The following is a 17,634-nucleotide window of genomic DNA, read 5'->3' as shown; positions in this document are numbered from 1 at the left end:
CAGCGAGTAACGGCACCGCCGGACTATCGAGACGGGATCTGGATAGTCCAGCGCATCCGGCATGGCGGCCTCGCGGTAAGGCGCCTGGGTTACGCCAGGCGCTATCGCCCCGCTCAATCAAGCGCGTAACGCGGTTTTACAACATTACTTTCAGCTAACCAGGCTGCTGTACGTGCCGCACCCGCACGGACCAAAGAAAAATAGCATCGCGCGCCAGCAAACCAAGGTGCGTATTTTAGGCGGAGCCAGTGCCTTATGCAGGAGGCAAGCGTGAGCAGTACAAGTACACCGGAGTTAACGGGCCGGATTTTTAATATTCAAAAATATTCTATTTACGACGGCGAAGGCATTCGCACTCTCATTTTCTTTAAGGGGTGTAATTTACGCTGCCCCTGGTGCGCGAATCCGGAAGGGCTGACCAGCCAGTTCCAGGTAATGTTCTCGCCGGATAAATGCATAAGCTGCGGCGACTGCGTCAGCGTATGCCCTACCGGCGTTCATCAGCGCAGAGAAATAAACGGCGAGCTAAAGCATAGTGTCGATCGTACTAAAAACTGCATTGGCTGCCGCCGCTGCGAAGAAATTTGCACCCGCAGCGCGCTGGATGTCGTGGGTCGGGACGTCACGGTCAGCGAACTGATGGACATCATTATGCAGGATTACGATTTCTATGTTGCTTCAGGCGGCGGCGTGACTATCGGCGGCGGCGAGATGAGCCTGCAAACCGACTTTGCCGTCGCCCTGTTCCGAGAATGCAAAAAAATGATGATTAATACCGCCGTGGAAACGCAGGGCACTACGTCGCTTGAAAGCTACCAAAAGCTGGCGCAGGTCACTGATACCTTTTTGTTCGACCTCAAAGAGCACGACGACGCCCATCATCAGGCGCTGTTCGGAATGGGCAATAGTGGGATTCACCGCAATCTCGAATGGCTGGTAGACAACGGCGCAAACGTGGTGGTACGTATGCCGCTTATTCGCGACTTTAATGACTCATGGGATGCCATTACGGGCGCGATTGAGTATGTCAAAAAACTGGCGCGACGCGGCAATATTCAGCGTATCGATATCCTGCCTTACCACCAGCTTGGCAAAAATAAATACGCCCGTCTGGACATGCCTTATCCCATTAAAGACGACCCGTCATACAGCGACGAAGAATTGCAGCGTCTGGAGCGCTTTTTCACTCAATTTGATTTTGATATCCGTCTGATTCGCCACTAACTCACAGGAGCCGTTCATGAAAAGCTTAGGCGTAATTGAAACCCACGGACTTATCGCCGCTATTCAGGCACTGGACGCCGCCTGCAAAGCGGCCAGCGTAGCCTGCATCGGCTATCGAAAAGTCGGTTCCGGCCTGGTGAGTATTTGTATTGAGGGCGAAATAAGCGCCGTGATTACCGCCATCGAGCGCGGCGTTTCCGTGCTGACACCCGAGCAATACGTGGGCTCGCTGGCCATTGCGCGCCCGGAGCACGGCACCGTTCGCGCGCTCGCATCGCTTAAAGGACGCCCGGCCTCACGGTCAGAAAAAGGGTCAGAAAAAGCGGCGCCCCTGCCTTCAATATCCGCACCGGCGCTGACGCCATCGATAGCGGATAACGCCGCGACACCCGCGACACCCGCGACACCCGCGACACCCGCGACACCCGCGACGCAGGATAAGGCACCGGTGAAAAAAGGGAAGAAAGCATAATGGATACGCTGATCCGCGCACAAATTGACGCCCGCCTCGGGGCAACGGCGCCTGCTATTCCGGTCGGCGTGTCCAACCGTCACGCGCACCTTTCCCAGCGCGATGTAGAAACGCTGTTCGGCACAGGCTATCACCTGAAGCCGCTTAAACCACTGCGCCAGCCGGGACAGTTTGCCGCCGAAGAGTGCGTTACTCTCGTCGGTCCTAAAGGTTCACTAAAAAATGTACGCGTACTCGGCCCAACCCGACCAGTTACGCAGGTTGAAATTTCCCGCGCCGACTGTTTTACCCTGGGGGTAAAAGCGCCGGTGCGAGAATCAGGATGTCTTGAGGATTCCGGCAGCGCGATGCTGGTCGGCCCGGCGGGCTACGTTGAATTGCATTCCCAGCTTATTTGCGCCTGGCGGCATATTCACATGTCCCCGCAGGAGGCACTTCGCTTCTGCGTTGCTAACGGTCAAAAAGTTCAGGTACGCGCCGCCGGTGAGCGCGGGCTGATTTTTGATGAGGTTATCGTGCGGGTGCGCGACGACTTCGCGCTGGAATTTCATATCGACACGGAAGAGGCTAACGCCGCCGGGCTGGCGAACGGCGCGCAGGTTACGCTGCAGCGTGTGGCGGAAAACAGGCTATGAGCGAAGCGGATATAGAGCGCCTGGTGGCACGCATTGTCCAGACTCTGACGCGCCCGGTGACACTGCTGGTGAACGCCGATGCCGGTTATCGGAAGGAGATAGCCGCGCGGCTTGCCGACTGCGGCGTACATTTCCGGGTCGCACTGAGCGAAGGCGTCACCGACGCTGAACGCTGGCTGAAGCTGGGCGAGGCAATTTCTTTCCCGACATCGCCCGCCGCAATGCCGACGCGCACCTGCCGCGCTCTGGTGCTGCCGTTTCTGAATGATTCGCTGGCGGCCGACGTTGTCAGCGGCGTATTAATCAGCCCGGCGGCGCAGGTTATCCATCACGCCCTGCTCTGCGGCATTCCGGTGCTGGCGCTGCGCTACCACTGCGACCCGGACAGCGAGCTAAATCAATTACGTGCGGGTAAAGGCAATCCTGATTATTTAGCGCACAGGAAGGCAATAGTCGCTCAGCTTAAACAGTGCGGAGTCACGCTGTGCGCTATTCATGAACTGGAAGAGAGGCTAAACGCCGATGACTGCGCCCGGGAACGCAGCGCCGCGCCCGAAAGAATGCGCTATATCACCGCTTCCGCGCTGGAGCGCGATCCCACTCTCACCCGCGCGGCGGGCGTGCGGTTAACCGATGCGGCAATGGACTATGTGAAGAAACAAAAACTGTAATCCGCAGATAGCAGATATAAGTGCGCCTGCGAGCCACCGCGAGGCGAGCGCGCGATATCCACGCTGCGGCAGAAACCTATTAATAACAAAGCTATGAATGCAATCAGGAGATGATGATGTCATCGAAAACAAAGTGTTGGCTGTGGATGTTGCTGGTAATTTTTTCTGAAACGTCGGCCACCTCGACGCTTAAAATGTTCGATAACAGCGAAGGAATGACGAAAACGCTGCTGCTGGCGCTGATCGTGGTGCTGTACTGTATCTGCTACTACTCACTGTCGCGCGCGGTGAAAGATATTCCGGTCGGCCTGGCCTACGCCACGTGGTCCGGCACCGGCATCCTGCTGGTATCAACGCTTGGCATGGTATTTTATGGCCAGCACCCGGACACCGCCGCCATTGTAGGCATGGCGATTATCGCCTGCGGCATTGTCATCATGAATCTGTTTTCCAAAATGGGTGGCGAAGAGGCAGAAGAGACACCGACTCAGGAACCCGCGCCGCTGGATAAAACCATCGCTAATTGACAGGGAAGAAAAACGCTATGTTTAATTTTGGATTTTTATGGCTGGCGCTCTCTATTGGCTCCGAGATAACCGGCACCTCAATGATCAAAAAAACGCACGGTTTTAGCCGCCTGTGGCCTTCTGTACTAGTGATTTGCGCCTATTCGCTCTGCTATTTCGCACTAACCCGCGCGATGAGCACAATTCCAGTCGGGGTAGCGTATTCACTGTGGTGCGGGTTTGGCATCGTTGGCGTCACGCTGTGCTCCATGCTGCTTTATAAGCAAAAGCCGGATTTCCCGGCGCTGTTCGCCATGGTGCTGATTATTGCCGGCGGAATTATTATGAATACCTTTTCCACGATGTAAAAGACACATGGCCAGGTGTCCGCAGCGGCGGACACTGAGGTTATTGCCTGTGCAACCCGGCTTTCACACGGCCCTACTTTGGCAGACAATAAATACCCTATCTCCCCGAAGTACGGCTGTAATAGGCCGACGCTGCGTGTGATTTATCAGCAACCGATCGTATTAGTAACCTGAAGACGCGACAGCGGACACGCAATACACTCTCACGCGATTTCCAGGCCGCACCGGTGACGGCGCTGCGCGGCGGCGAGTGTGAAAAATACGGCGGCGCACCGGCCGCATACGCGCAGGTCCTACTCGCTCAGGTACACCATAAAGCGTCGGCTATGTTTTGTCGGCCAGCGCTCACCGGACATTAACTCACAATCATATCATCACGATGCACTGCAACCGGCCCATACTCATATCCTAAAATCGCGTCGATTTGCTGAGAATGGCATCCTGCAATACGGCGCATCGCATCACTGTTGTAGCGTGAAACGCCGTGAGCGATATCCCGGCCCTGCTGATTACGAATGCGAATAACTTCACCGCGCGAAAAGTTACCGCTGACGGTGATAATCCCCGACGGCAGCAGCGAACTGCCGCGTGCGGTGATAGCCTGCTGTGCACCGTCATCCACGGAGATTTCTCCAGCCGGCGGCGCGCCGAAAATCCAGCGCTTGCGGTTTTCAAGCGGCGAACTTTGCGCGTGGAAGCGCGTGCCGACGGGGATATTCTCCATCACTTCTTCAATCACGCCCGGGCGGCTGCCAGCGGCTATAACTACCTCCACCCCCGCGCGGCACGCTACGTCAGCGGCCTGAAGCTTGGTGCCCATACCACCGGTGCCTAATCCGGACACGCTGTCACCGGCGATAGCGCGCAGCGCATCGTCAATACCGTGTACGTCTTTGATAAGCTCTGCGCCAGGATCCTGGCGCGGGTCGGCGGTGAAAAGCCCCTGCTGATCGGTAAGCAGTAGAAGTTTATCGGCCCCGGCCAAAATTGCCGCCAGCGCCGATAAATTGTCGTTATCGCCCACTTTTATTTCCGCCGTCGCTACCGCATCATTTTCATTAATTACCGGCACAATACGGTTAGCCAGCAGCGCGCGTAGCGTATCGCGCGCATTCAGGAAGCGCTCCCGGTCTTCCATATCCGCACGGGTGAGCAGCATTTGCCCGACGTGGATACCGTAAATGGAAAAAAGCTGCTCCCAAAGCTGGATCAGACGGCTTTGCCCTACCGCCGCCAGTAGCTGCTTAGAAGCAATGGTCGCGGGCAGCTCCGGGTAGCCCAAATGCTCGCGCCCGGCGGCAATTGCCCCCGACGTCACAATAACAATTCGATGTCCGGCCGCGTGCAGATGGGCGCACTGGCGCACCAGCTCAACGATATGGGCGCGATTCAGGCGGCGCGAGCCTCCGGTTAATACGCTAGTGCCCAATTTGACGACCAGCGTCTGGCTGTTACTCATGTTGTTATGCCATTTCAGTTAATAAGGAAATTTCGCTCATGTTGTAGCAGGTGGCAGGCGGCTTGCCAACCGGTGAATATGCCAGGGCAGAGAATTAGCGCCGGCGTAATCAACGCTATTCGCACGGTTTTATGGTTAATCTTACGCGAACGCCAGGCTAAAAAATTAGCCCTCACGCGCAGCAACATACGCGCACAGAGCAAACCGGCTCAAGCCGATGGGCGCACCAGGTTGAGTGCAACATTCTCTTTTATCACGCCGATATTCGCCAGGCGGTTACACGACGAAAGCAATCGAATCGCGTATTAATACGGCGCGTACGGGTCTGGAAACCCGGCCGATTTCCGGCGGGCAGCTTAATATATAAAGGATTTATCCGGCGATACCGGCCACACATAAAATTTGCCGCTATCGGATATGGGGTACTCTCAGGGTGGCGCACCGCCGCGTAATACGCTGCGTCGGTTTACCACCACTGCCGAGCCGCAATTCGTGGCGCAATTAGCAGCCCGGGGGCGGTAAAATAGAGCCGCGAGAAAAGGCTTACTAAAAATCGCTGGCCGGCGCTAAAGCTCTGGCAGGAATCATTAAAACGCGATGTATATCAGCCCGCGCTGCCTGGGTAGCAAATCATAGCGGCTGGCGATGGCTGTCAATTCGCTGTCCGAACAGAAAACAGGTGCGCGCCCAAATCGCTATCGCTCTTTGGTCGCATCAACTCAGGAAAGCGCCACACACCGGCGGCGTTTGGTTCATCGGGAGCGACGTGCGAAAGGCATCGCACGTCATATCACGGCGCTGCGGCCAGCGAATCAGGCGCGCAGTTTTACCGGTTGCTCAACAAAGCCCTCGGCGGGCAACAGTTCAAGATCCAGCGAATGTAGCAGCGCCTGAAAACGCTCATGAAAATTACGTAGCGCATCGGTCACTCTGGCTTCTACCGCGCTATCTTTAATGGTTTCCCGCTGCCATGAGCCCTGTTTATTGAATAATCCAAAATGCCAGGTGTAGTAAAAATGCCGGTCCTGCGGCGTTACTTCCATCCACCAGCCCCAAAACTCACGTTCTTCCGGCGCAGGCTTTACATTGACGCAAACGGCCAGGCAATCAAAAAAGAATCCGCTGTCATCACACTGCTCTTCCCGAATATAGGGGCCGAGCGCGGCAAACTTCTTAATCAGCCGACTTTTTGGATATCCAGTTGGTAACGTCATCGCGATCTCCTGTTATGAAGCATTTTATTTAGCAGAGACTGGCGATTTCGCCATTTTTTCGCGTAATTTTTTCTGTTTAAATTTCCGCTAGTGTTCGCAGGCCTGCCTGGCCGCCTTACATCACTTTTCTACCGCCAGCGCCGGGAGCTGGCACAGTAGCCCGCCCCGCGTGCGCTGTGGCTTTAACGCAGCCGGCGCTGAACTGGCGTTCGCAATGCCGGCTGGCACAGCGGCGTCGTTACCCATTAAGGCGTTTAGCCATCCAGCTAACAATCTGTTTCAAAGCGCGATCAAAGCCTGCGTATAGCGGCGCGGTCGCAATCTCCAGCGCCTTGCCGTCTGCCGAAGACGAGGCAATTAACCGCGACTCGTCTTCCGGGCTAAACGGATCGTTGCGCCAGTACCCCGATAGCATCGGCACCGGGCAGCGCCGCCCCAATAACCCCTGCATTTTTAGCGAATAACGCTGTAATTCCACGCTGAGTGCGCTATCGGAAACATCCTGCATCCCCAGCCGGCTGGCCAAAACATCAATATACATATCCGGCACATTGTGTTGCCGCGCAGGCTCGCACATCAGCGCGTGCACCACTGGCCCCAGGCAGGCCACCGCCCGCAATCGCGGCGCTTCCAGATAAGCCAGACGCACGGCCACGTTGGCGCCAAAGCGAAAGCCGAACGCCGCCACGCGCGTATGATCTACCCAAGGAACATTTACCAGCGCCTGAAGCACGCACTGGTGCAATAAACTGGAATCCTGAGTCAGTTTCCATTTTGACGAGAATCCCACTGAAGGCATGTCGATAGTGAGCATCGCAATGCCCGCAGGCGCGAGGTAGCGCTCAAACAGAGGATAAAAGTCGCTCTGAAGCGTATCCAGCCCGCCGCACATTAACACCACCGGGTGCGGCCCTTTAGCGCCTTTAGGTACATGCAGGAAGCCGGTGACCTGACCGCCATCGGGCGTGGGAAACTGAAGCTCGCGCAGTTCGCCGGACAGTTTGCTGGCCGCCTCTTCATAAGCGCGATTAGCCAGCGCCTGCGCCTGTTCCGCCAGCGTATCGCCTTTCAAATACGGATAGGCAGCAATGCTGTATAAATTCGCAGCCGCCAGCCAATCGGCGCCACACCGCGCCTCATCGGGCTGCTGAGCGGCACGCTGCTGCCACAGCATAGCCTGATGTGACCATTCATAAACCCAGTTACCGCTGCGATAGCCGATAACGGTATCAAGAAGCGCATCATTACTGCGCGCGGCTTCGCAGGTGGCTATTCGCGCTTCGACATCCAGAATATCGAGCGGACTAACGCCGCGCCAAACCCATAGCAGGCGGTTAATCAGGCGATACCAGCGGCTGTCGGTACGCCCATCAAGCGCCGACTGCAGCGGAGCAGTGGCGTGATGGTGCGCCCGCCGGATTAAAGTGGAGGTTTCGGGGTGTTTAAAATGCGGCTTAAATAACTCCTCGCTGAGGTTGCTCTGCGGCATCGCGGTTTTCTCCCTAAAAGTCACTGCCCGGTATTGTACGCTACGCGCGCGCAAAGAAAACAAACCGGTGCCCGTGGCAAGCGCAGGGATTGCAGAAAAAATGTGTCGACCTCTATGAGCGGGATATCGCGCCCGGCGCTGTAATCCCGGCGGCAGGGTGTTTCTGAGAAACGGACGAATGGCCTTTTTGTGCGCCCGGAAAACGCTAACCCTTACCGGCCAAAGGCGCCGCCAAAGCACACTAAAAAAGCGCAATGAGAAGAACAGATTTACAGAATGCGGTTGATGGCAGGCAATAAAAAACCCGGGCTGGGGCCGGGTTTACAGAATGAGTCGCAGCGCTGCGATTAACGTCCCGCCAGCGGCGGCACAAACGCGACGCCCATATCCCAGGGCTGCTCAATCCATGTGTCTTGCGGAATATCGATTTCATAATCATCCACCAGCGGCTTACCGGCCGGTTTGGCGAAAATAGTAATGAAATGGGCTTTGGGATACATTTCACGAATCGCAACCGCAGTACCGCCGGTATCGACTAAATCATCAATGACAATAAAACCTTCGCCGTCGCCTTCCGCACGCTTAAGGATTTTCATTTCGCGCTGGTTGTCATGGTCATAGCTGGAAATACAAACGGTATCAACGTGGCGAATGCCCAATTCACGCGCCAGCAGCGCTGCAGGGACCAGCCCACCGCGGCTCACGGCGATAATCCCTTTCCACTGCTCCGCAGGCAGCAGGCGGTTCGCCAGTTTACGGGCGTGAATCTGCAGCATGTCCCAGGTGACAACGTATTTTTCGCTCATGTGAAGTGTCCCAGCCAGTGATAACGGCTTAAAAAGTGTTCAAGGGGAAATAGGTTGCGCGAAATTATAGAGGTCTGGGCCGGCAAAAACCAGTGCCGCGCGGGTAAGGGAACGCTTTTTAGGCTTTTATGCTCCATGAAGCCGGAGAAAATGATATCCTCAGCGCCTCGCCCGGGATTTTTCCGTGGCGCATTCTTATTCTGTAACCCTGTGCCCGCAACTTTGCTGGTCGTCGTCAAGGAGACGCATTTTGTCTGAATTGTCTCAACTCTCCCCGCAGCCACTGTGGAATATTTTCGCCGATATCTGTGCGATTCCCCATCCCTCTTATCATGAAGAAGCGCTTGCCCGGCATATTATATCGTGGGCTAAAGAGAAGGGACTGTTCGTCGAGCGAGACGGCGTCGGCAATATCCTGATCCGTAAAGCGGCAACGTCCGGCATGGAAAACCGCAAACCCGTCGCGCTGCAGGCGCATCTGGACATGGTTCCGCAGAAAAATAACGATACCGTTCACGACTTTGCTACCGATCCGATTCAACCCTGGATTGACGGAGAATGGGTAAAGGCGCGCGGCACCACTCTTGGCGCGGATAACGGTATCGGTATGGCGTCCGCGCTGGCGGTGCTGGCTGACGACAGCGTGCAGCATGGCCCGCTGGAAGTGCTGCTCACCATGACGGAAGAAGTCGGAATGGAAGGCGCATTCGGTCTGCAAAGCGGATGGTTACAGTCGGAAATTCTGATTAATACCGATTCCGAAGAGGAAGGCGAGATTTATATGGGCTGCGCCGGCGGCATCGATTTTATCTCGACCCTCGCCGTAACGCGTGAAGCGCTGCCGGCTGGTTTCGCAACGCTAAAACTGACGCTTAAAGGGCTAAAAGGCGGCCATTCCGGTGCCGATATTCACTTCGGGCTTGGCAATGCGAATAAATTGCTGGCGCGCTTTTTAAGCGACCAGGCGCGCGAACTGGATCTGCGCGTGATCGATTTCAGCGGCGGCACGCTGCGTAACGCAATCCCGCGTGAAGCCTTTGCTACGCTTGCGGTTGCCCCGGAACACATAGACGCCCTGCGCGCGCGCGTTAATGCGTTCCAGGCAATTTTGCACAATGAATTGGGCGCAGTTGAAAAAAACATCACGCTGCAGCTGGAAGCCACTACCGGCACGCTGGCCCCGCTGTGCGCTAATAGCCGCGACGCGTTTCTCAATTTGCTCAATGCCACACCAAACGGCGTCATCCGCAACTCTGACGTCGCCAAAGGCGTGGTCGAAACCTCGCTGAACGTCGGCGTCGTGACCACGGCGGAACAGAATATCGAAATTATCTGCCTGATCCGCTCGCTGGTTGATAGCGGGAAAGAGGCGGTAGTGAGCACGCTGACGTCGCTGGGGCAGCTCGCCGGCGCGAAAACAACGCCGAAGGGCAGCTACCCGGGCTGGCAGCCGGATGAGCACTCGCCGGTGATGCATTTAGTGCGTGAGACTTACCAGAAGCTGTTTAACAAAACGCCGAACATCATGGTTATTCACGCCGGGCTGGAGTGCGGGCTGTTCAAAAAACCGTATCCGGAGATGGACATGGTGTCGATTGGCCCCACGATTACCGGCCCGCATTCTCCGGATGAGCAGGTGCATATTGCAAGCGTCGGGCAGTACTGGACGCTGCTGACGGAGCTGTTAAAAGCCATTCCGGAGAAATAAACCGCACAGCGCCTGATAGACGGGCGCTTACGCGCTAACGGGGCCGCCCTTTGTTGAGGCGGCCCCGTCGTTTATAGCACACCACAGTGCAAACGTTAGGCCGCAGGTTTACCAGCCGAGCACAAGCTGGCGCTCCAGCTGTGGGTCGAGCAGGGTTACATGCAGACCAACCAGCCTGACGCCCCGCCCCGCTCGCCTGTTATCCCAGGCTTCTCTGGCCGTGGCGATGAGGTCGTCTTTATTCAGGCGCGGCCAAACGTGTTCCTGGGTTGTCAGCTGAAAATCATGAAACTTCAGTTTGATGCCCTGGCGGGTGATTAATAAATCAGGCTGCACCTTCATCAGTCGCCTTTCCAGCTCCGGATATAATTGTTCAATCAGCGCCTCGCACGCCGGCCAGTGGTGGATATCTTCGGCAAGCGTCCGCTCCACGCCAATGGACTTTCGCAACCTGTCGCGCTGAACCTCGCGTTCATCGATACCCTGGCTGCGCTCCCATATCATGCGCCCTGCTTTACCAAATGTTTTCAGTAACAGCGCCAGGTCTGCGCGCTGCACGTCGGCGCAGGTGCGCAGCCCCATGGTTTCAAGCCGGGTGGCGGTGACTTTCCCTACCCCCGGAATTTTCTCCAGCGCCAGCGTGGAGAGAAACCCCGGGATAGACTGGGGAGTAATAACGTATTGACCGTTTGGCTTATTCAGATCGGAGGCGATTTTAGCCAGAAATTTCACGGGCGCAATGCCCGCCGAGGCGGTTAGCGCCAGCTCGCGATGAATAGTATCCCGAATCTCTTTGGCCATTAACGTCGCCGAGCCGTGACACAGCGCGCTGTCGGTGACATCCAGATAGGCTTCATCCAGCGACACCGGCTCAATCATATCGGTATAGCGGCGTAAAATAGCGTGGATCTGCTGCGAAATATCCCGGTATGTTTCAAAGCGACCGGGTAATAATGTGAGATGAGGACAGAGTTTCAGCGCCGTTGCCGTAGGCATAGCGCTGCGCACGCCAAATTTGCGCGCCGGATAGTTCGCCGTGCTAATGACACCGCGCCGCTCACGGCTGCCGCCAATAGCGAGAGGAACCGCGCTCAGCGCGGGGTTATCGCGCATTTCCACGGCCGCATAAAAGCAGTCCATATCAATATGAATAATTTTACGCATAGGCGACCAGTTAAACTGTATACCCATACAGTATAACCAAAACCCGGGGCGGCAATCCAATGCGTTTCGTGCCCACGGCGTACGACCGCCGTTTCCCGCCAGCATTAAGTACGGTCTGAGCGCTCGCCGGAGAAGCGCTTACACTACATACTCGCTGACGATAAACTTTCACCGCTAAAGCGGGTCAAAATGCGATATCACCGTCGCGCAGTTGAAAAAAGCCGCGCGCCGCACTTGCGAAAATTAACGGCGGTGATAATGTGAGCGCCAGCTTCCAGACGATTCCGATTTTGGAAGCCATACGTCGCTTCGCCCTATTCGTTATCGTTTTATCAAGGAAATAGTAGTATGCGTAAAATCGCACTTTTGATTGCGATCTTTCTGATTCCCTGCGTCTCGTGGGCAGGTCTGCTGGGCAATAATGCCAGCGCGGCGCCTTCCGTGCAGAATAAGCAGCAGTTCATGGGGTTACCGGTTTATATCCAAATCTTTAAAGAAGAGCGCACCCTTGAGCTATGGGTTAAGAGCGGCGAAAAATATGAATTAATGCGCAGCTACAATATTTGTAATTACTCAGGCGGCCTCGGCCCCAAACGGCGCCAGGGTGATTTTAAAAGTCCGGAAGGGTTTTACAACGTCGGGCGCAACCAGCTCAAACCTGACAGCCGCTTTTATAAAGCGATTAATATCGGGTTTCCTAACCAATACGATCGTGAGCACGGGTATGACGGCAAATACCTGATGATCCACGGCGCCTGCGTGTCCGTTGGCTGCTACGCCATGACCGATGGCGGCATCGACGAGATTTTCCAGTTTGTCACCGGCGCCCTGGTATTCGGGCAATCGCGCGTGCCGGTAAGCATTTATCCCTTCCGTATGACCGACGCCAATATGAAGCGCCACCAGCGGTCGTACTATGCAGATTTTTGGCAGCAGCTAAAACCGGGCTATGACTATTTTATGGCGCATAAAGAACCGCCCGTGGTCAGCGTGCAAAATGGGCAATATGTGGTGAATACCCGCCCGACAAGCCAGAGCGGCGGCCTGCTGCAGCAGCCGCAGCTCGCCTCAAACTATACGTTCACCCAGGCAAAATAGCGCCCAGTCACCCGGCGCAATCTGCTGCCAGTCTTCATTGCCGGTTAGCGGCTGGGTGGCAATTACGGAAACCACATCGTTGGGCGTGGTTTCCCGTTGAAAATCAATCTCAACGTCCTTATCCAGCAGCTTCGCCACGCCAAACGGCGCGCGGCGGGTTATCCAGTATAACCGGGTCGAACAAAACGCCATGATATAGCGCCCGTCCGATAACAGCATGTTAAACACGCCTTTTTCACGCAGCCCCCGCGCCTGAGCCGCCACAAAACGAAATACTGCCGCCATATTTCCCGGCGTTCTGGGATAGCGCTGGGTGAGCTGATGTAGCAACCAGCAAAACGCATACTCGCTGTCAGTCTCGCCTACCGGGCGAAAGGTGCCAGTTTCCAGCGCGCGATAACCGCGTAACTGACCGTTGTGCGCGTATGTCCAGTTTCGGCCCCACAGCTCGCGGGTAAAGGGATGCGTGTTCTCCAGCGCGACTTTGCCGCGATTCGCCTGGCGAATATGTGCAATCACCGCCCGGGACTTAATAGGATACTCCTGTACCAGACGCGCGATTGGGGAGTTAAAGCTGGGCTGTGGATCTTTAAACGTCCGGCAGCCTTTATCTTCATAAAAGGTAATCCCCCAGCCGTCTTTATGGGGGCCGGTGCCCCCGCCGCGCAGAACCAACCCGCTAAAGCTAAAGCAAATGTCCGTCGGCACATTGGCGCTCATGCCAAGCAATTCACACATGCTTCCTCCCCAAAGTTAAGCGCCGCTACGCTTTTTTCACCATCTCTTTCTCAATTAACATCATCAGGATATGAATAACTTTAATGTGAATTTCCTGAATGCGATCGGCGTAGCCAAAATGGGGCACGCGGATTTCAATATCGGCGGTGCCGGCGATTTTCCCACCGTCTTTGCCCGTCAGCGCGATAACTTTCATGCCCTTAACGTGTGCGGCCTCAATGGCGTTGATAACGTTGGCAGAATTTCCGGAAGTCGACAAGCCGAGTAGTACATCGCCTTCGCGCCCTACGGCTTCAACGTAGCGGGAAAAAACATAATCAAAACCGAAATCATTACCCACACAGGAAAGATGGCTGACATCGGAAATCGCAATCGCCGGATAGCCAGGACGGTTTTCACGAAAACGCCCGGTCAACTCTTCGGCAAAATGCATTGCGTCACAGTGTGAACCGCCGTTACCGCATGACAACACTTTTCCCCCGGCTTTAAAGCTGTCCGCCAGCAAAACGGCCGCACGCTGAATTGCATGAATATTGGCGTCATCTTGCAAGAAATTCGCCAGCGTTTCCGCCGCTTCGTTAAGTTCGTTACGAATCATATCCTGGTACATAAGGTTTATCCTTCAGCGTTACTCATTTTACGTTGCAGTTTACCGGATAGCGCGAAGAGTAGCGAGAAGCCCCGCCTCGCGTGCAGCCAAAAGGATATCCCCTTTGGCCTGCCGGGATGTGAGCGATATTGTAATTATTATGTAAACAATTTGCTAATGAGCGAGGTATTAACTACAACAGTAAGAAGAACTGGTCAGACCTCAAACCAAAAAGGCTCGCTTTTATGATGATGCTAAGTATTCTCGCTACCGTAGTGCTAATCGCTGCCCTGTTCTGGCACCGCGTTAATCTGATCTACAGTAGCGTTATTTTGCTGGTATGGACCGCGCTGCTCGCCCTCAGCGGCGTTTGGTCTTTCTGGACGCTGCTGCCGCTTATTCTGGTGCTGGTACCGCTCAATGTACCGGCAATGCGTAAAGCGTTTATTTCCGGCCCTGCCTTTCGCACCTTCCGTAAGGTAATGCCGCCTATGTCCCGCACCGAGAAAGAGGCCATCGATGCGGGCACCACCTGGTGGGAGGGGGATTTATTCCGCGGGAACCCCGACTGGAGTAAATTGCATAATTATCCCCAGCCGCAGCTGAGCGCGGAAGAACAGGCGTTTCTCGATGGGCCGGTTGAAGAAGCCTGCCGTATGGCGAATGATTTCGAAATCACGCATGAAATGGCCGATCTGCCCCCGGAACTCTGGGCTTACCTGAAAGAACATCGCTTTTTCGCGATGATCATAAAAAAAGAGTACGGCGGGCTGGAATTTTCAGCCTATGCGCAGGCGCGCGTATTGCAAAAACTGGCGGGGATATCCGGCATTTTAGCGATAACCGTCGGCGTTCCTAACTCGCTGGGGCCGGGGGAATTGCTGCAGCATTACGGCACCGAGGCGCAAAAGGATCGCTATTTGCCCGGCCTGGCGCGCGGCGAAGAAATCCCTTGTTTTGCCCTGACCAGCCCGGAAGCCGGCTCCGACGCGGGCGCCATTCCCGACACCGGCATTGTCTGCATGGGGCTCTGGCAGGGCGAACAAACGTTAGGCCTCCGTCTGACCTGGAACAAGCGCTATATCACGCTGGCACCGATTGCCACGGTGCTCGGTCTGGCATTTAAACTCTATGACCCGGAACACCTGCTAGGGGACGACGATGCGCCAGGTATCACCTGCGCGCTGATCCCTACCGCCACCCCCGGTGTGGAAATCGGTAAGCGCCACTTCCCGTTGAACATCCCGTTCCAGAATGGCCCTACGCGCGGAAAAGATGTTTTCGTCCCCATTGATTATATTATCGGCGGCCCCAAAATGGCGGGCCAGGGCTGGCGCATGCTGGTTGAGTGCCTGTCCGTCGGGCGCGGTATTACGCTCCCCTCCAATGCCACCGGCAGCCTGAAGAACCTGGCGCTGGCGACGGGCGCCTACGCGCGCATCCGCCGTCAGTTCAAACTGTCTATCGGCAAAATGGAAGGGATTGAAGAGCCTTTAGCCCGCATTGCCGGCAACACCTATGTGATGGACGCCGCGGCTTCATTAATTACCTATGGCATCATGCTGGGTGAAAAACCCGCGGTACTGTCCGCAATCGTCAAATACCACTGCACTCACCGCGGCCAGCGCGCGATTATCGACGCCATGGATATTGCCGGCGGCAAAGGTATTATGCTGGGTAAAAGCAACTTTCTCGCCCGCGCATATCAGGGCGCGCCTATCGCTATCACCGTCGAGGGCGCAAATATTTTAACCCGCAGTATGATGATTTACGGCCAGGGCGCAATCCGCTGCCATCCTTATGTGCTGGATGAAATGTCCGCCGCGCAAAATAACGACGCCGACGCGTTCGATAAACTGCTGTTCAGCCATATTGGTCACGTTGGCAGCAACACCGTGCGCAGCCTGTGGCTGGGGCTGACTAACGGCCATACCAGCGCCGCGCCGACCCGCGACGCCACGCGCCATTATTACCAGCGGCTCAACCGGCTAAGCGCCAATCTGGCCCTGCTATCGGATGTCGCCATGGCCGTATTGGGCGGCAGCCTGAAACGACGCGAGCGGATTTCCGCACGGCTGGGCGACGTGCTTAGCCAGACATTTCTCGCTTCTGCCGCATTAAAACGCTACGAGGATGAAGGGCGCAATGAAGCCGATTTGCCATTACTGCACTGGGGCGTGCAGGATGCTCTATTCCAGGCCGAACGGGCAATCAGCGATTTGCTGCGTAACTTTCCTAATCGTTTTGTCGCCGGTGCGCTGACTTGTATCCTGTTTCCGCTAGGCCGCCGCGCCCTGCCGCCGTCGGATAAATTAGATAGCGCTTTGGCACGGCTTCTCCAGACGCCTTCCGCTACCCGCTCCCGTCTTGGCCGTGGCCAATTTCTGGCGCCCTGCGAGAATAATCCTGCCGGAATGCTGGAGCAGGCGCTGGTGGATGTCATCGCCGCCGAGCCCATCCACCAGCGGATTTGCAAAGCGCTGAATAAACAGCTGCCGTTTACCCGTCTGGATGAACTGGCGCACACGGCGCTGAGTGCCGGGCAGATTAATGAGGAAGAAGCCGCTATTTTACAGCGAGCGGAAATCAGCCGTCTGCACAGCATTAACGTGGATGAATTCTCACCTGACGCACTGGCCGCGCGCCCTAAGGCAGCTTCGAAGGAAAAAAAGTCGCGCAACTATGAAGTCGCCTGACGGGCTGACGCACGCCATTATCAGATAAAGGGGCCGAGCGCCCCTTTATTGTTGGCCGGTTTACATCATTAAAGTAATAGCGTATATCACGCAAATGCATTAACCCGGCCCGGGGGAAAAGGGGCTCCCCAAATAGGCTACTTAAGGCGGCTGGCAGCAAAAATGGCCGCATCCCGTATTAAAGCGCGGTAGCCGTATTCCGGCATTGAGGCGTTGCCGCCCTGAGTCCCTTACTTTGCGGCAAGACGAAAACAGGGAGCCGCTGGCTCCCTGCTGTACTCACAAAGCGGCGCATCATGAGCGCCTGCCAGTTTGCTCATACAATCACTTGTAGTTAAATGCGTCCGGGTGATTTTCCAGGCTGCCGGTTAATGCGGCAAATAACACCGTTTTCCCGTCAATAGATAATTTATCCCCCGCGTTCATCCAGACTAACCTTTCAGCGCCGGACTGTTCTTTTACCGTTGAGTATACCCCGGCCATGGTGTTCTGCTGTTCAGAGTATAAAATTGCAATACGCTCCGCGCCGCAGTTATGCGGTTTGCAGGCTTCCAGAACCTGATATTTATCGCCACCTAAAGTCACTTCTTTAGCCGGAGTGGTAGTACCACCTTTAACTACCCATTTCGGCAATTTATGTCCTTTCACCATCTGCGCAAACGCGGCCTTCGTCTGGTCGCCTTTCGCTAAACTATCGACAGTCAGGTCGCTCTGCGCCCACGCACCGGTAGTCGCTAATATTAAAACGACAGCGCTTAGTTTCTTAAACATATTGAGACTCCTTTTTTCGTTAATCG

19 protein-coding genes are annotated in these 17,634 nt (G+C 55.6%); 10 read left to right on the top strand and 9 right to left on the bottom strand.

Features of this window, described 5'->3' with window-relative positions:
• Nucleotides 1-270: 270 nt before the first annotated feature.
• The 6 genes from cutD to SFA31_RS08350 all read left to right on the top strand — a co-directional run bounded on the left by cutD (nt 271) and on the right by SFA31_RS08350 (nt 3,876).
• Complete coding sequence (cutD, locus tag SFA31_RS08375) at nt 271-1,224, top strand: choline TMA-lyase-activating enzyme (protein ID WP_322837584.1); 954 nt, start codon at nt 271-273, stop codon at nt 1,222-1,224.
• 16 nt (nt 1,225-1,240) lie between these two features.
• Complete coding sequence (locus SFA31_RS08370) at nt 1,241-1,696, top strand: BMC domain-containing protein (RefSeq protein WP_322837583.1); 456 nt, start codon at nt 1,241-1,243, stop codon at nt 1,694-1,696.
• A complete protein-coding gene (locus SFA31_RS08365; RefSeq protein WP_322839328.1) occupies nt 1,693-2,331 on the top strand; it encodes a phosphate propanoyltransferase in 639 nt (212 codons plus the stop codon). The genes SFA31_RS08370 and SFA31_RS08365 overlap by 4 nt, the downstream gene beginning before the upstream one ends.
• Nucleotides 2,328-3,002, top strand: coding sequence for a hypothetical protein (locus SFA31_RS08360; RefSeq protein ID WP_322837582.1), 675 nt, complete (start codon nt 2,328-2,330; stop codon nt 3,000-3,002). Before SFA31_RS08365 ends, SFA31_RS08360 begins: the two co-directional genes overlap by 4 nt.
• Before the next feature lie 116 nt (nt 3,003-3,118).
• Nucleotides 3,119-3,529, top strand: coding sequence for a multidrug efflux SMR transporter (locus SFA31_RS08355; protein WP_322837581.1), 411 nt, complete (start codon nt 3,119-3,121; stop codon nt 3,527-3,529).
• Between the two features lie 17 nt (nt 3,530-3,546).
• Nucleotides 3,547-3,876: a multidrug efflux SMR transporter gene (locus SFA31_RS08350; protein WP_322837580.1), complete on the top strand. Its 330-nt coding sequence runs from the start codon at nt 3,547-3,549 to the stop codon at nt 3,874-3,876.
• Nucleotides 3,877-4,231: 355 nt separating this feature from the next.
• Here SFA31_RS08350 and proB read toward each other — a convergent pair whose 3' ends face one another.
• Together proB and crl are read right to left on the bottom strand one after the other, a co-directional pair.
• Nucleotides 4,232-5,335, bottom strand: coding sequence for a glutamate 5-kinase (proB, locus tag SFA31_RS08345; RefSeq protein WP_322837579.1), 1,104 nt, complete (start codon nt 5,333-5,335; stop codon nt 4,232-4,234).
• Between the two features lie 812 nt (nt 5,336-6,147).
• On the bottom strand, nt 6,148-6,549 hold the full coding sequence (gene crl / locus SFA31_RS08340) for a sigma factor-binding protein Crl (protein ID WP_322837578.1): 402 nt from the start codon (nt 6,547-6,549) through the stop codon (nt 6,148-6,150).
• Here crl and SFA31_RS19070 point away from each other — a divergent pair.
• Nucleotides 6,512-6,640 carry a hypothetical protein gene (locus SFA31_RS19070; RefSeq protein WP_416208350.1) on the top strand — a complete coding sequence of 43 codons (129 nt, stop codon included), beginning with the start codon at nt 6,512-6,514 and terminating at the stop codon, nt 6,638-6,640. The genes crl and SFA31_RS19070 overlap by 38 nt on opposite strands.
• A 29-nt stretch (nt 6,641-6,669) precedes the next feature.
• On the opposite strand, the gene SFA31_RS08335 is transcribed toward SFA31_RS19070, so the two are convergent.
• From SFA31_RS08335 to gpt, 3 genes are all read right to left on the bottom strand, one after another.
• Entirely contained in the window at nt 6,670-6,795 is a 126-nt protein-coding gene (locus tag SFA31_RS08335) for a hypothetical protein (RefSeq protein WP_322837577.1), read from the bottom strand.
• The gene (frsA, locus tag SFA31_RS08330) at nt 6,788-8,038 is read right to left on the bottom strand and encodes an esterase FrsA (RefSeq protein ID WP_322837576.1); all 1,251 of its coding nucleotides are present in this window, start codon (nt 8,036-8,038) and stop codon (nt 6,788-6,790) included. The genes SFA31_RS08335 and frsA overlap by 8 nt, the downstream gene beginning before the upstream one ends.
• 347 nt (nt 8,039-8,385) lie before the next feature.
• A complete protein-coding gene (gene gpt / locus SFA31_RS08325; protein ID WP_322837575.1) occupies nt 8,386-8,844 on the bottom strand; it encodes a xanthine phosphoribosyltransferase in 459 nt (152 codons plus the stop codon).
• Between the two features lie 250 nt (nt 8,845-9,094).
• Here gpt and pepD point away from each other — a divergent pair, with 250 nt between their 5' ends.
• Nucleotides 9,095-10,552, top strand: a complete 1,458-nt coding sequence (gene pepD, locus SFA31_RS08320) for a beta-Ala-His dipeptidase (protein WP_322837574.1) — start codon at nt 9,095-9,097, stop codon at nt 10,550-10,552.
• A gap of 108 nt (nt 10,553-10,660) precedes the next feature.
• Here pepD and dinB read toward each other — a convergent pair whose 3' ends face one another.
• Nucleotides 10,661-11,716: a DNA polymerase IV gene (gene dinB, locus SFA31_RS08315; RefSeq protein WP_322837573.1), complete on the bottom strand. Its 1,056-nt coding sequence runs from the start codon at nt 11,714-11,716 to the stop codon at nt 10,661-10,663.
• Between the two features lie 348 nt (nt 11,717-12,064).
• Here dinB and dpaA point away from each other — a divergent pair, with 348 nt between their 5' ends.
• Complete coding sequence (gene dpaA, locus SFA31_RS08310; RefSeq protein ID WP_322837572.1) at nt 12,065-12,814, top strand: peptidoglycan meso-diaminopimelic acid protein amidase; 750 nt, start codon at nt 12,065-12,067, stop codon at nt 12,812-12,814.
• On the opposite strand, the gene SFA31_RS08305 is transcribed toward dpaA, so the two are convergent.
• Together SFA31_RS08305 and lpcA are read right to left on the bottom strand one after the other, a co-directional pair.
• Nucleotides 12,785-13,552, bottom strand: coding sequence for a class II glutamine amidotransferase (locus SFA31_RS08305; protein ID WP_322837571.1), 768 nt, complete (start codon nt 13,550-13,552; stop codon nt 12,785-12,787). The two genes, dpaA and SFA31_RS08305, sit on opposite strands and share 30 nt — an antisense overlap.
• Nucleotides 13,553-13,577: 25 nt before the next feature.
• Nucleotides 13,578-14,162: a D-sedoheptulose 7-phosphate isomerase gene (lpcA, locus tag SFA31_RS08300; protein ID WP_322837570.1), complete on the bottom strand. Its 585-nt coding sequence runs from the start codon at nt 14,160-14,162 to the stop codon at nt 13,578-13,580.
• Between the two features lie 224 nt (nt 14,163-14,386).
• Between lpcA and fadE the strand changes: the two genes are divergently transcribed.
• On the top strand, nt 14,387-16,837 hold the full coding sequence (fadE, locus tag SFA31_RS08295) for an acyl-CoA dehydrogenase FadE (RefSeq protein ID WP_322837569.1): 2,451 nt from the start codon (nt 14,387-14,389) through the stop codon (nt 16,835-16,837).
• A 324-nt stretch (nt 16,838-17,161) separates the two neighbouring features.
• Here the strand turns inward: fadE and ivy are convergent, their stop codons facing one another.
• Nucleotides 17,162-17,608, bottom strand: coding sequence for an Ivy family C-type lysozyme inhibitor (gene ivy, locus SFA31_RS08290; protein WP_322837568.1), 447 nt, complete (start codon nt 17,606-17,608; stop codon nt 17,162-17,164).
• Nucleotides 17,609-17,634 lie beyond the last annotated feature (26 nt).

This window comes from Erwinia sp. HR93, assembly GCF_034555055.1.
GTDB classification, from domain to species: domain Bacteria; phylum Pseudomonadota; class Gammaproteobacteria; order Enterobacterales; family Enterobacteriaceae; genus Apirhabdus; species Apirhabdus apintestini.
The sequence above is the reverse complement of the archived record's forward strand: the minus strand, read 5'-3'. Positions and strand labels throughout refer to the sequence as shown.

Excerpts from the sequence above, each read along its gene's own strand:
- ivy (WP_322837568.1), bottom strand. The coding sequence starts at position 17,608 with ATGTTTAAGAAACTAAGCGCTGTCGTTTTAATATTAGCGACTACCGGT.
- proB (WP_322837579.1), bottom strand. The coding sequence starts at position 5,335 with ATGAGTAACAGCCAGACGCTGGTCGTCAAATTGGGCACTAGCGTATTA.
- dinB (WP_322837573.1), bottom strand. The coding sequence starts at position 11,716 with ATGCGTAAAATTATTCATATTGATATGGACTGCTTTTATGCGGCCGTG.
- dpaA (WP_322837572.1), top strand. The coding sequence starts at position 12,065 with ATGCGTAAAATCGCACTTTTGATTGCGATCTTTCTGATTCCCTGCGTC.
- SFA31_RS08305 (WP_322837571.1), bottom strand. The coding sequence starts at position 13,552 with ATGTGTGAATTGCTTGGCATGAGCGCCAATGTGCCGACGGACATTTGC.
- gpt (WP_322837575.1), bottom strand. The coding sequence starts at position 8,844 with ATGAGCGAAAAATACGTTGTCACCTGGGACATGCTGCAGATTCACGCC.
- fadE (WP_322837569.1), top strand. The coding sequence starts at position 14,387 with ATGATGATGCTAAGTATTCTCGCTACCGTAGTGCTAATCGCTGCCCTG.
- SFA31_RS08355 (WP_322837581.1), top strand. The coding sequence starts at position 3,119 with ATGTCATCGAAAACAAAGTGTTGGCTGTGGATGTTGCTGGTAATTTTT.
- crl (WP_322837578.1), bottom strand. The coding sequence starts at position 6,549 with ATGACGTTACCAACTGGATATCCAAAAAGTCGGCTGATTAAGAAGTTT.
- lpcA (WP_322837570.1), bottom strand. The coding sequence starts at position 14,162 with ATGTACCAGGATATGATTCGTAACGAACTTAACGAAGCGGCGGAAACG.
- SFA31_RS08360 (WP_322837582.1), top strand. The coding sequence starts at position 2,328 with ATGAGCGAAGCGGATATAGAGCGCCTGGTGGCACGCATTGTCCAGACT.
- SFA31_RS08350 (WP_322837580.1), top strand. The coding sequence starts at position 3,547 with ATGTTTAATTTTGGATTTTTATGGCTGGCGCTCTCTATTGGCTCCGAG.
- frsA (WP_322837576.1), bottom strand. The coding sequence starts at position 8,038 with ATGCCGCAGAGCAACCTCAGCGAGGAGTTATTTAAGCCGCATTTTAAA.
- SFA31_RS08370 (WP_322837583.1), top strand. The coding sequence starts at position 1,241 with ATGAAAAGCTTAGGCGTAATTGAAACCCACGGACTTATCGCCGCTATT.
- SFA31_RS08335 (WP_322837577.1), bottom strand. The coding sequence starts at position 6,795 with ATGGGTAACGACGCCGCTGTGCCAGCCGGCATTGCGAACGCCAGTTCA.